12 protein-coding genes and 1 pseudogene are annotated in these 12,539 nt (G+C 64.4%); 8 read left to right on the top strand and 5 right to left on the bottom strand.

The window, feature by feature from the left end; genetic code table 11:
- The first annotated feature begins 4 nt into the window (after positions 1 to 4).
- Entirely contained in the window at positions 5 to 859 is an 855-nt protein-coding gene (locus JQ566_RS18720) for a TIGR01459 family HAD-type hydrolase (protein WP_212374311.1), read from the top strand.
- Between the two features lie 139 nt (positions 860 to 998).
- Here the strand turns inward: JQ566_RS18720 and JQ566_RS18715 are convergent, their stop codons facing one another.
- Positions 999 to 1,394 carry a response regulator gene (locus JQ566_RS18715; protein WP_008567674.1) on the bottom strand — a complete coding sequence of 132 codons (396 nt, stop codon included), beginning with the start codon at positions 1,392 to 1,394 and terminating at the stop codon, positions 999 to 1,001.
- Between the two features lie 229 nt (positions 1,395 to 1,623).
- Here JQ566_RS18715 and JQ566_RS18710 point away from each other — a divergent pair, with 229 nt between their 5' ends.
- Positions 1,624 to 2,595, top strand: a complete 972-nt coding sequence (locus JQ566_RS18710; protein ID WP_212374309.1) for a bifunctional riboflavin kinase/FAD synthetase — start codon at positions 1,624 to 1,626, stop codon at positions 2,593 to 2,595.
- On the opposite strand, the gene JQ566_RS34625 is transcribed toward JQ566_RS18710, so the two are convergent.
- From JQ566_RS34625 to JQ566_RS18700, 3 genes and pseudogenes are all read right to left on the bottom strand, one after another.
- Positions 2,596 to 2,766, bottom strand: a complete 171-nt coding sequence (locus JQ566_RS34625; protein ID WP_249139606.1) for an RES family NAD+ phosphorylase — start codon at positions 2,764 to 2,766, stop codon at positions 2,596 to 2,598.
- Positions 2,767 to 2,782: 16 nt separating this feature from the next.
- Positions 2,783 to 3,034 (bottom strand): annotated as a pseudogene (locus JQ566_RS34620) (RES family NAD+ phosphorylase); the annotation flags it as partial.
- 9 nt (positions 3,035 to 3,043) lie between these two features.
- Positions 3,044 to 3,442 (bottom strand): MbcA/ParS/Xre antitoxin family protein, encoded by a 399-nt coding sequence (locus JQ566_RS18700; protein WP_212374307.1) that lies wholly within the window; start codon positions 3,440 to 3,442, stop codon positions 3,044 to 3,046.
- Between the two features lie 265 nt (positions 3,443 to 3,707).
- On the opposite strand from JQ566_RS18700, the gene ileS reads away from it, so the two are divergent.
- The 6 genes from ileS to arfB all read left to right on the top strand — a co-directional run bounded on the left by ileS (position 3,708) and on the right by arfB (position 11,984).
- Positions 3,708 to 6,716: an isoleucine--tRNA ligase gene (gene ileS, locus JQ566_RS18695; protein ID WP_212374306.1), complete on the top strand. Its 3,009-nt coding sequence runs from the start codon at positions 3,708 to 3,710 to the stop codon at positions 6,714 to 6,716.
- Positions 6,717 to 6,726: 10 nt separating this feature from the next.
- Positions 6,727 to 7,221 carry a signal peptidase II gene (lspA, locus tag JQ566_RS18690; RefSeq protein ID WP_212374304.1) on the top strand — a complete coding sequence of 165 codons (495 nt, stop codon included), beginning with the start codon at positions 6,727 to 6,729 and terminating at the stop codon, positions 7,219 to 7,221.
- 97 nt (positions 7,222 to 7,318) lie between these two features.
- Complete coding sequence (locus JQ566_RS18685; protein WP_167407202.1) at positions 7,319 to 8,041, top strand: hypothetical protein; 723 nt, start codon at positions 7,319 to 7,321, stop codon at positions 8,039 to 8,041.
- Positions 8,042 to 8,242: 201 nt separating this feature from the next.
- Positions 8,243 to 9,637, top strand: coding sequence for a M16 family metallopeptidase (locus JQ566_RS18680; RefSeq protein ID WP_434057827.1), 1,395 nt, complete (start codon positions 8,243 to 8,245; stop codon positions 9,635 to 9,637).
- Positions 9,634 to 11,022, top strand: coding sequence for a M16 family metallopeptidase (locus JQ566_RS18675; protein ID WP_434057826.1), 1,389 nt, complete (start codon positions 9,634 to 9,636; stop codon positions 11,020 to 11,022). Before JQ566_RS18680 ends, JQ566_RS18675 begins: the two co-directional genes overlap by 4 nt.
- A gap of 545 nt (positions 11,023 to 11,567) precedes the next feature.
- Positions 11,568 to 11,984 carry an alternative ribosome rescue aminoacyl-tRNA hydrolase ArfB gene (gene arfB / locus JQ566_RS18670; RefSeq protein WP_212374300.1) on the top strand — a complete coding sequence of 139 codons (417 nt, stop codon included), beginning with the start codon at positions 11,568 to 11,570 and terminating at the stop codon, positions 11,982 to 11,984.
- A gap of 63 nt (positions 11,985 to 12,047) precedes the next feature.
- On the opposite strand, the gene JQ566_RS18665 is transcribed toward arfB, so the two are convergent.
- On the bottom strand, positions 12,048 to 12,344 hold the full coding sequence (locus tag JQ566_RS18665) for a hypothetical protein (protein WP_212374298.1): 297 nt from the start codon (positions 12,342 to 12,344) through the stop codon (positions 12,048 to 12,050).
- Positions 12,345 to 12,539 lie beyond the last annotated feature (195 nt).

The raw sequence follows: 12,539 nt of genomic DNA, 5'->3' as shown, positions 1-12,539 counted from the left end.
CATCATGACCACGCTGCATTTTGCCGAAGGCCTGCGCGAGCTCGTGGGCGGCGTCGACGTCGTGCTCAGCGACATCTGGGGCGTGGTTCATAACGGCCTGGAATCCTTCCCCGAAGCCTGCGAAGCGCTGCACACCTATCGCAGCCGCGGCGGTACGGTGATCCTGATCACCAACGCGCCGCGCCCGGCCGACTCCGTGCAGCGGCAATTGCGCAAGCTCGGCGTCCCGGACGAGACCTATGACGCGATCGTATCTTCAGGCGACCTGACCCGGCTCTATGTCGCCGAGCACCCCGGCCGCAAGATGTTCTGGCTCGGCCCCGAGCGCGACAACTCGATCTATCGCGGCCTCGATGCGGTGACCGCGCCGCTGGAGGAAGCCGATTACATCGTCTGCTCCGGCCTCTATGACGACGAGACCGAAACGGCGGAAGACTATCGCGGCATGATGCTGAAGGCGCGCGAGCGCAAGCTGACGCTGGTCTGCGCCAATCCCGACATCGTGGTGGAGCGCGGCGACCGGCTGATCTATTGCGCCGGCGCGATCGCGGAGCTCTACCGCGAGCTCGGCGGCGAGGTGATCTTCTACGGCAAGCCGCACCGGCCGATCTACGAGCGCGCGATGGCGCTCGCCGGCGAACGCCAGGGTCACCAGATCGACCGGAAAAAGGTGCTGGCGATCGGGGATTCCGTCCGCACCGACCTCACCGGCGCACGCGAATTCGGCATCGACTGCCTGTTCGTGACCCGCGGCATCCATGCCGAGGAGTTCGAGGGTCTCGACCAGCTCGACCCGCCATCGGTGATGGAATTGTTCGGCCACCCGCCGAAGGCGCTGATGCGCGAATTGAAGTGGTAGAAAATATCGTGCCCCGGAGGCAGCTCGAAGAGCTGCAGAGCCGGGGCCCAGAAACCGCAAGCGATGTCGTGGATAGGCTGGGTCCCGGCGCGGCGTCGCGTCACTGACGTGCCGCGCCTTGTCCGGGACACGATCGCGATTAGGCGCTCGCCATGTCCGGGAAGACCGCCTCGATCTTGGTCTTCAGCGTCGCCGCATTGAACGGCTTGACGATGTAGTTGTTCACGCCGGCCTTCTTGGCCGCGATCACGTTCTCGGTCTTGGATTCCGCGGTAATCATGATGAAAGGCGTGGTGGCGAGGTTCGGATCCGCGCGGACTTCGCGCAGGAGGTCGTAGCCCGTCATCGGCTCCATGTTCCAGTCGGAGATCACGAGCCCGTACTTCTTGCCACGCATCTTGTTCAGCGCTGCCGAACCGTCGCTGGCATCATCGATATTCTCGAAGCCAAGCTGCTTCAGCAGATTCCGGATGATACGGATCATGGTGCTGTAGTCATCCACCACCAGAACCGGCATCGACAAATCAACCGCCATCTCGACTCCCCCAACGCATACCCAGGAATATTAGGATCGGACCCACCAGGCAGGAGCCCGGCAGTTCCACGCCTCAAGGACTAGCATCAAGGCGTTAAACAGCGCGTTAACTGCGGACACCTCCGAAGGACTGAAATCGTGTTCAATGTCTGCGCTCCCCCCGCTTGACTTCGCAAGGCCGGTCGCGCCACGGTCCGGGCCGGTCCTGCCCGGTTCGAGAATTCCCCTGATGGCTCCGCCTTTTACCGTTATCCGCGACACGACGCCGGATTCCGCGATTCCGAGGGGCGCCGTGGTCGCCATGGGCAATTTCGACGGTGTTCATCTCGGCCATCGTGCCGTGATCGCAGCTGCCCTGGAGATGGGCAGGGCGCATGGCCGCCCTGCGCTGGCATTGACCTTCGAGCCGCATCCGCGGCGGTTTTTCAGCCCCAATACCCCGCAATTCCGCCTGACGGATGAGCGGGCCAAGCTGCGGCTTCTGGCCGGCACCGGGCTTGCCGGCGCCGTGGTCATGACCTTCGACAAGGCCCGTGCCGGAACCAGCGCGCAAGATTTCATTCACCATGAGCTGATCGGGCGTCTCGGGATCAGCGGCATCGCGGTCGGCTACGACTTCCATTTCGGCAAGGGACGGGTCGGCTCGCCGAGCCTTCTCGTCAACGAGGCGCCCCGGCTCGGCATCGAGGTCGACGTGCAGCCGCATGTCGATATCGACGAACGGCCGGTCTCCTCCAGCGCGATCCGGACCGCCCTTGCCGAGGGCCAGCTCGACGAAGCCATAGCCATGCTGGGCGCGCCCTGGTTCATCACCGGCGAGGTCATCCACGGCGAAAAGCGCGGCCGCGATCTCGGCTATCCCACCGCCAATATCCGCCTGGACGCCAATTGCGGCCTCAAGCACGGCATCTATGCGGTGCGGGTCGGCCGTGGGACCGAGCGTCTGGACGGGGTGGCCAGCTTCGGCCGCCGCCCGACCTTCGACAATGGCGCCCCGCTCCTGGAAATCTTCCTGTTCGACTTCAAGGGCGACCTCTACGGGCAGGCGCTCGACTGCGCCTTCATCGGCTTCATCCGCGAGGAGCTGAAATTCGACAGCCTGGAGGGCCTGATCCGCCAGATGGACGACGATTCCGCCCGCGCCCGCGCCATCCTGGCCGCCGCCCCGGATGCGTTTCCGCGGCTGGGCGCGATTGATTGATCAGACCAGCCGCGGATCGAATGGAGCCTGGATCACCTCGGCCACGCCAATGCGCGCCGCGTCTGGATGTGCAGGGTTCAGGAGAAAGTTGGATCCCTGCGCGCTGATCGCCGAGGGCACCTGCAAGAGCCGCACTGGTTGACCGATCAAGCCACCGATCACCAATTTCACGACTGACAATCGTGTGCGACTGCCAATCCGGAGGCAATTCTGATTCGACGGTTTCGACCTTGATGCCCTCAGGGGCGGAAATCCGCAGCAGCTGGTACGTCGACGGTATGAGATCGCGGTCCATGTGAACCAACATTTCCAACAATGCACTCGATGGGTGATCGGCCAGATAAACGATCCGCGTGCCCTGAGAATGCCACCGGCCTGCGGCCCTCAGGCCGCCAATCCCGGAAAGATCGACGTAGTTGGAAATTCGCCAGAGCTCCATCTTGCGAACTCAGGCAAAGATTCCGTGATCGATCCGTTCTAACAGTTCACGAACAACGGCTGCTCCCAGTTCATCCTCTAGCAAGTCGGCCGGTTTCTGACCTGATAGAGAGCGATTTGGTCGCTGCAGCCAAGTCTCCGCCTTTGCCGGATCGCCAAAAACGCGATCAGCGAGCGTCTTGATCTCCAAAGCCCTGACCAAAGATCCAGATTTCTCGAGCGATTTGAGTTCAACTATCACGACACGGAGCAGGTCCGCGGTCTCACGCTGACCAGCCTCAATCAACACCGCGTAGGCGTCTTCAAGAGATGATGCAATTTCTGAATGCGCCTGAGCATTTTGCTTCCCGCCGCGGCGGCGGATCTGCTTGAGCTCCTCAAAGACCTCAGCAAGGTGGCCTACGCTCATAGAATTTATCTCCGTTAATCAATACATTAATTGCACCATGGAATTCCGCAATAGCGTCTCGCGTCGCCGAATTGGGCCCTAGCCCTTTGCGCTTCCTCCGCCCCCCTGCTATGGAGAGCCCATGTTTGCGCGGCGCATCATAGGGATTAGCGGCCCGGCTTCCGCCTGAGCCTGAAGGCTCGGCGCAAGACCGGGATTTTGTCGTTTTCACCCCGCGATTCCGCATCGCCATCCGTTCCCGCGCCCTTCCGAGCCAGTCAGCCTCATGTCCGAAAAGCCGCAAAAGTCCCAGAAGCCTGAAGTCAAAGACTATTCGAAAACCCTGTTCCTGCCGCAGACCGAATTCCCGATGCGCGCCGGCCTGCCGCAGCGCGAGCCGGAGATCCTCAAGCGCTGGTACGAGATCGGCCTCTACGAAAAGCTGCGCGAGGGTGCGAAGGGCCGCGCCAAGTTCGTGCTGCATGACGGCCCGCCCTACGCCAACGGCAACATCCATATCGGCACGGCGCTGAACAAGATCCTGAAGGATCTCGTCACCAAGAGCCAGCAGATGCTCGGCTTCGATTCCAACTACGTGCCGGGCTGGGACTGCCACGGCCTGCCGATCGAGTGGAAGGTCGAGGAGGAGCATTATCGCAAGAAGGGCAAGCAGAAGCCCGACTTCCGCGACAGTGCCGCGATGATCGATTTCCGCAAAGAGTGCCGCGCCTATGCCACGCACTGGCTCGGCGTGCAGCGCGAGGAGTTCAAGCGCCTGGGGGTGATCGGCGATTGGGACCATCCCTACGCCACCATGAGCTATCCCGCCGAGGCCCAGATCGCGCGCGAGCTGATGAAGTTCGCCGCCAACGGCACGCTCTATCGCGGATCCAAGCCGGTGATGTGGAGCGTGGTCGAGAAGACCGCGCTGGCCGAAGCCGAGGTGGAGTACGAGGACTACACTTCCGATACGGTGTGGGTGAAATTCCCGGTGACCTCGCCCGCGCACGGTGCGCTCGCCTCCGCAAGCGTCGTGATCTGGACCACGACGCCCTGGACGCTGCCGGGCAACCGCGCCATCTCGTTCTCGCCGAAGATCGCCTATGGCCTCTACAAGGTGACGGATGCGCCCGCCGACAATTGGGCCAAGACCGGCGATCTCCTCATCCTCGCCGACGCGCTGGCAGAAGAAGTGTTCAAGCAGGCGCGGGTGACGGCCTATGAGAAGGTCCGCGAGGTCCCCGGCGACACCATGGACGCGATCGAGTGTGCCCATCCGCTCAAGGGCGTTGGCGACGGCTATGACTTCATCGTGCCGCTGCTGCCCGGCGACCATGTCACCGACGATACCGGCACCGGCTTCGTGCACACGGCGCCCGGCCATGGCCGCGAGGACTTCGACGCCTGGACGGCGCAGGCGCGCGATCTCGATGCGCGCGGCATCAACACCGCGATCCCCTACACCGTCGATGAGAACGGCGCCTACACCGACCATGCGCCGGGCTTTGCCGGCAAGCGCGTCATCACCGACAAGGGCGAGAAGGGCGATGCCAACGAGGCCGTGATCAAGGCGCTCGTCGACAGAGGCATGCTGCTCGCCCGCGGCCGGCTGAAGCATCAATATCCGCACTCCTGGCGCTCCAAGAAGCCGGTGATCTTCCGCAACACGCCGCAATGGTTCATCGCGATGGACAAGGAAGTGGCGCAGGGTGGCAAAGCCAAGAGCGGCGACACGTTGCGCGCCCGCGCGCTGCACGCGATCTCGGTGACGCAATGGGTGCCGCCATCGGGCGAGAACCGCATCAACGGCATGATCGAGGCGCGCCCGGACTGGGTGATCTCGCGCCAGCGCGCCTGGGGCGTGCCGATCGCCGTGTTCGTGCGCGAGAAGGGTGACGGCTCCGCCGAGATCCTCCAGGACGAGGCCGTCAATGCGCGCATTGGGGAAGCCTTCGAGAAGGAAGGCGCCGACGCCTGGTACGCGAAGGGCGCGCGCGAGCGCTTCCTCGGGGCGCGCGCGAACGAAGACTGGCAGAAGGTCGACGACATTCTCGACGTCTGGTTCGATTCCGGCTCGACCCACGCTTTCGTGCTGGAAGACCCCGTGCATTTCCCGGGGCTGTCAGGCATCAAGCGCAAGGTCGATGGCGGCGCCGACACGGTGATGTATCTGGAAGGCTCGGACCAGCACCGCGGCTGGTTCCACTCCTCGCTGCTGGAAAGCTGCGGCACGCGCGGTCGCGCACCTTACGACATCGTGCTGACCCACGGCTTCACCCAGGCCGAGGACGGCCGCAAGATGTCGAAGTCGCTCGGCAACACCATCGAGCCGCAGGCCGTCATCAAGGAATCCGGCGCCGACATCTTGAGGCTCTGGGTCGCGTCCTGCGACTACACCGACGACCAGCGCATCGGACCCGAGATCCTGAAGAACACCGTCGAGACCTATCGCAAGCTGCGCAACACCGTGCGCTGGATGCTGGGCACGCTGCATCACCACAAGCCGGCCGACGCAGTCGCGCCCGCCGAGATGCCGGAGCTGGAGCGATTCATGCTGCACGAGCTCGCGGTGCGTGCCGCCGCGATCGGAAAGGCCTATCGGGAGTTCGACTACAAGACCGTGGTCGCCATCCTGTCCGCCTTCCTGAACAGCGAGCTCTCCGCGTTCTACTTCGACATCCGCAAGGATACGCTTTATTGCGATCCGCCCTCGTCGCTGACGCGCAAGGCGGCGCTGACGACCATCGACCTGTTGTGCGCCTCGATCCTGAAATGGCTGGCCCCGATCCTCAGCTTCACTGCTGAGGAAGCGTGGCGCATGTACCGGCCCGACGCCGAGCCGTCCGTGCATCTGACGCTGTTCCCGACCGACCTCGAGGACCTGCGCGACGACAAGCTCGCCGCAAAATGGGAGACGATCCGCAACGTCCGCCGCGTCGTCACCGGGGCGCTCGAGCTGGAGCGCGCCGCCAAGAACATCGGCTCCTCGCTCGAGGCATCGCCGGTGATCTATGTCGCCGACCGAAACATGCTGATGACGCTGTTCGACACCGATCTCGCCGAGATCTGCATCACCTCGAACTACGAGGTGCGTGAGGGCGAGGCGCCGGCTTCGGCGTTCCGTCTCGATGCCGTGCCCGGCGTCGCGGTCGTGGTGGAGAAGGCGGTCGGCACCAAATGCGCCCGCTCCTGGAAGATTTCGCCGACGGTCGGCGAGGACCCTGAATACCCCGACGTCACCCCGCGCGACGCGAAGGCGCTGCGCGAATGGAGGGCGCTGGGGGTGAGCGCCTGATCGGACGACCATGACCCCGCTCCGCGCCGGTATCCTCGCGGCCGTGGTCACGCTCGTGGCCGATCAGGCCTCGAAGCTCTGGCTCTTGAACGTGTTCGACCTCGCCCATCGCGGCGCGGTCAGGGTGACGCCGTTCTTCGACCTGGTGCTGGCCTGGAATATCGGCATCAGCTTCGGCTGGCTCCAGAACGACAGCCAGGCAGCGCAGCTCGCGCTGATGGCCGTCAAAGGTATCGCGGTGGTCGCACTGGCGATCTGGATGGCCCGCTCGCACACCGTGCTGGCGACCGTCGCGCTCGGCCTGATCATCGGCGGCGCCATCGGCAACGGCATCGACCGCCTGGCCTATGGCGCGGTGGTGGATTTCGCCCTGTTCCACATCGAAATCGCCGGAAATACCTATAATTGGTATGTGTTTAACCTCGCGGACGTGGCGATCGTTGCTGGGGTGGCGGCGCTATTGTATGATTCCTTCCTGGGGGTACCCGCCGCAAAAGCGCCCTGATCCCGGCCGATACGGACCGGCCGGTGGAACCCGGCTTTTGCAAGAGTTAGAGCCGCGCGCGAGCGGCAATCTGCCACAATATGGGACAGGTAAAGTGATGCGCAGCGCGATGACCAGCGGTTCGATGGTGCGAGACCCCCGGTGGGGGTTCTGGCGGGCATTGAAATTGTCCGCGGTCGCACTCGGCATCGGTCTCGTCATGTCGACCGGCGCGGCCCGCGCCGGTGACGACGACGAGGAAGACGATATGACCTTCGAAGAGAGGCTCATCGACAACCTGATGTCCGGCATCGGCGCCAAGAGCATGGAGAAGAAGGGCATCGAGTACCGCGAGCGCTCGCCGCTGGTCGTGCCGCCCAAGCTCGACCTGCCGCCCCCTGCGACCGAAGCCAAGGCTGCGCCCAACTGGCCCAAAGACCCCGAAGAAAAGCGCCGCAAGGAAGCCATCGCCGCGCGCAAGAAGGCCAGCAAGGCAACGGAGAACTGGCAGGCCGCCCAGCCGCTGACGCCCGCCGAGATGAAGGCCGGACAGGTTGCCGCAGCGCCCCGCACCAGCAACGATCCCATTCAGCCGGGCACCAACGGCAACCCCTCGCTGAGCCCCGCCGAACTCGGTTTCACCGGTGGTCTGTGGAACATGATGAAGGGCGGCAACGGCACCGAAGAGAAGAAATTCACCAGCGAACCGCCGCGCCAGTCGCTGGTCGAGCCGCCGCCGGGCTACCAGACGCCGTCGCCGAACTATGCCTATGGCGCAGGGCCGGACAAGTCGCGGCGGATGTATTACGACATCATGTCCGGCAAGGAGAAGGAACAATAGCGTTCCTGCCTGTCGCGACATTCTGACAGACGCGAATCGAGGATCGGCGGCTCATATCCGCCCGACGCCGCTCAAAATTGCTTATCAGTAACTTGCCTAGAACTTGCGTTCTCTGCTTCGTGACGCGAAGCCTCAGCCGCACGGTGTAGCATGCCGTGCCTTCCGAGCCGGAGATCCGGGCTCGACCTTTCATTAGGGATCATGATGTCCTCTTACCGATCGGCTGCCTGCCTTCTTGCCGCGCTGCTTTCGACGAGTGTCCTCTCGGCCGGCGCCGCCCTTGCCCAGACCACGGTGACATCGGCCCCACCCGCCAGCTTCACGCTCAATAACGGCATGCAGGTCGTGGTGATCCCGGATCACCGCACCCCCGTGGTCACCGAGATGATCTGGTACAAGGTCGGATCGGCCGACGAGACGCCGGGCAAGTCCGGCCTCGCCCATTTCCTCGAGCACCTGATGTTCAAGGGCACCTCGAAGCATCCGGCCGGAGAATTCTCCCAGACCGTGCTTCGCGTCGGCGGCAACGAGAACGCCTCGACCTCGGTCGACTACACCAACTACTACCAGCGTGTGCCGAAAGAGCAGTTGCCGACCATGATGGAATTCGAGGCCGACCGCATGACGGGCCTCGTCCTCAAGGACGAGAACGTGCTGCCCGAGCGCGACGTCGTGCTCGAAGAGTACAATATGCGCGTCGCCAACAATCCGGACGCGCGGCTGAACGAGCAGATCATGGCCGCGCTCTATCTCAACCATCCCTATGGGCGTCCGGTGATCGGCTGGCATCAGGAGATCGAGAAGCTCGATCGCGAAGATGCGCTCGCCTTCTATCGTCGCTTCTATGCGCCGAACAACGCGATCCTGGTGATCGCCGGCGACGTCGACGCCGCCGAAATCCGCCCGCTGGTCGAGCGCAATTTCGGCTCCATTCCCGCCCAGCCCGCAATCCCGGCGCGGCGTGTCCGTCCGCAGGAGCCGGAGCCCGCCTCCCCGCGCACCGTCACACTGGCCGACCCGCGCGTCGAGCAGCCGAACATGCGGCGCTATTATCTGGTGCCCTCGGCGACCACGGCCGCGGCCGGCGAGAGCGCGGCCCTCGACGTGCTGGCGCAGCTGATGGGTAGCGGCAGCAATTCCTATCTCTACCGCGCCCTCGTCGTCGACAAGCCGCTCGCGGTCTCCGCCAGCGCCAGCTATTCGAGCATCTCGCTCGACCCGACCCAATTCGCGATCTCGGCTGCGCCGAAACCCGGCGTCAGCTTCGCAGAAGTGGAACAGGCGGTCGATGGTGTCATTGCCAACGTTGCGCAGAACCCGATCCGCGCTGAGGATCTGGAACGGGTCAAGACCCAGCTCATCGCCGAAGCGATCTACGCCCAGGACAACCAGGCGGTGCTGGCGCGCTGGTACGGCGGCGCGCTGACCACGGGCCTGTCGATCGAGGACATCAGGAGCTGGCCCGATCGCATCCGCGCCGTCACCGCCGAGCAGGTCCGCGCCGCTGCGCAGAAATGGCTCGAGAAGAAGCGTTGCGTGACGGGCTATCTGATCAAGGACACCGCCACCGCCAAGCGCGAGGAGAAGCGTTCGTGACCTATTCCTTCCTTCGCGCAAGATACTTGCCACGCACACGACATTTCGCGCTGTCCTTCGTCACCGGCGCGACGCTCGCGCTGGCTGCGGTCTCGCCGTCGCAGGCCGCCGCAAAAATCCAGCACCTGATCTCGCCGGGCGGCATCGAAGCCTGGTTCGTGCAGGACGCGACCGTGCCGCTGATCGCGATGGAGTATTCCTTCGCCGGCGGCTCGGCGCAGGATCCCAAGGACAAGCCGGGCGTCGCCAATCTGGTCGGCGATCTCCTCGACGAAGGCTCCGGCGATCTCGATTCCAAGACGTTCCATGAACGGCTCGACCGCCGCGCCATCGAGCTCTCCTTCAGCGCCACCCGCGACACCTTCCGCGGCAGCTTGCGCATGCTGCGCGACAACAAGGACGAAGCCTTCGACCTGCTCAGGAGCGCGCTGACCTCGCCGCATTTCGACAGCGCCGACGTCGAACGCATCCGCTCGCAGGTCATCTCGGGCCTGCGCCGCGAGACCACCAATCCGACATCGCTGGCGAGCCGCAAGTTCCTGGAGGTCGCCTTCGGCAATCACCCCTACAGCCGGCAGAGCAACGGCAACCTCGACAGCGTGCCGACCATCACGGTCGCCGACATGCGGGATTATGTCGGCCGCGTCCTCGCCAAGGATGGGCTCAAGATCGCGGTCGTCGGCGACGTCGATCCGGCGACCCTGGGGAAGCTGCTCGACCACACCTTCGGTAGCCTGCCCGCCAAGGCCAATCTGACGCCGGTCCCCGACGTCGAGGCTGCAAAGCCGCCGCAGCGCACCTTCGTGACGCTCGACGTGCCGCAGACCGTGATCACCTTCGGCGGCCCCGGCGTGAAGCGCAGCGATCCCAACTTCATGGCGGCCTATGTCGTCAACCACATCCTCGGCGGCGGCGGCCTGTCCTCCCGGCTCTATCGCGAGGTGCGCGAGAAGCGCGGGCTGGCCTATTCGGTGTTCGAATCGCTGCTCTGGATGGAGCATTCGGCGGTGTTCATCGGCAGTACCGGCACCCGCGCCGACCGCGCCGGCGACACCATCGATGCCATCGAGAAGGAGGTGCGCCGGATCGCCGAAGAAGGCCCGACGCAGAAGGAGCTCGACGAGGCCAAGTCCTACCTCAAGGGCTCGCAGATGCTGGCGCTCGACACCTCGTCCAAGCTGGCGCAGGCGCTGCTGCAATATCAGCAGGACAAGCTGCCGATCGACTATATCGAGAAGCGCAACGCCATCGTCGACGCAGTGACGCTGGACGATGCCAAGGCGGCTGCCAAGCGTCTCTGGGGCCAGGGCCTCTTGACCGTCGTCGTCGGCCGCGCCCCGCAGGCCGCGGCACAGCCGGCGGCCACGGCGCCGAAGTCGAACTGACCGGTTCGTAACCACCGCTCTCGCACACGGCACACTGCGCTCCCTCCTCCCTTGCGGGGAGGGCAATCGCATTTGAACCTTCACCAGAGGTCGTCATGCCCGGGCTTGTCCCGGGCATCCACGTTCTTTGTGCTGCGTGGCAAGGCGTGGATGGCCGGGACAAGCCCGGCCATGACGATGTGTGGAGACTATCGTGCCCAAAAGTGCACTGCTCATATGCGATTGCCCTCCCCTTGCGGGCAGGGCTATCGCATATGACTTGTTGCGGCGGCCTGCGCGCACGCCTCGTCCTTCGAGACGGCGCTGACGCGCCTCCTCAGGATGAGGCTCATCGGCGTCAGTGCCCGTCGAAACTGCTGCCGCGCACTCCGCCCTCATCCTGAGGAGCCCGCCTAAAGCGGGCGTCTCGAAGGATGGCCGCAGGGAAAAGCTCTCAAATGCGATTCCCCCCCCCCCCCCGCAAGGGGGGAGGGAACGGATAGAGCGCGGCAAATTTCCGCCAGAGCAGATATGTTGCGCACGCGATTCTTTTTCATGGTGCCATCATGCTGCGGATATCCCGCGATCTCGTCATCGACGAGGACGACATCGAGATCGGCTTTGTCCGCGCCTCCGGCCCGGGCGGGCAGAACGTCAACAAGGTCGCGACCTCCGCGCAGCTGCGATTCGACACGCGCAAGCTGACCTTGCCCGAGGATGCCGCGCTGCGCCTCGCCCGCATCGCCGGCCAGCGCATGACCAAGGACGGCGTCATCGTGATCCACGCCCAGCGCTTCCGTACCCAGGAGCGCAACCGCCAGGACGCCATCGACCGCCTCGTCGAGATGCTCAAGGAAGCCATGGTGCGGCCGACGCCGCGGCGCGCGACACGGCCGACCTTCGCCTCCAAGCAGCGCCGGCTCGAAGGCAAGAAACGCCGCAGCGACATCAAGGCGGGCCGCGGCGGCCGCTTCGACGACTAACCGGCGCGGCAAAGAAACTCCGGCCGCAAGGCGACCGGAGTTTTGCCGGTTTACCCGGCAGGACTAGTAGCGCTTGGACGGGGCTGCGCCGCCTGTCGTGGAATCGTCGGCCGTTCCCTTGTGCGTAGCGCTACCCGTGGTGCCTCTGGTGCCCTTGGTTGACTTCATGCCGGACTTCTCGCCCGCTGCGCCCGGCTGAGCATTCATCTCCTCATCGCCGCTGCCCATCGTACCGCCTTGCATTGGTTTGCTTTGCACCGTGCCGCCTGTCTTGGCGGGTGGCGCACCTTGCGCGAGAACAGGCGTCGCAACGAGAGCCGCCAGAGCGCATGCGATCATCGAGGTCTTCACCAACATCATCCATTTCTCCTGGATTTTTTCGCAATGAATGGCTCGGCGGCTCTCCTGCGCCGCTCGTCTGCACCGGACCATTGCATCGCGTAGAGAGTTCAAGCGGCGCAACCGTCATGCAATGCGCATCGTGTGGTGAACGTTTAGGGATTTGACGGCGGTTTCGCGGAATTGTGCTCCGCATATAAGGCAGCGCGGAACACC

Origin of the sequence: Bradyrhizobium sp. SZCCT0231, from assembly GCF_018130245.1 — a bacterium.
GTDB lineage: Bacteria > Pseudomonadota > Alphaproteobacteria > Rhizobiales > Xanthobacteraceae > Bradyrhizobium > Bradyrhizobium japonicum_F.
The sequence above is the reverse complement of the archived record's forward strand: the minus strand, read 5'-3'. Positions and strand labels throughout refer to the sequence as shown.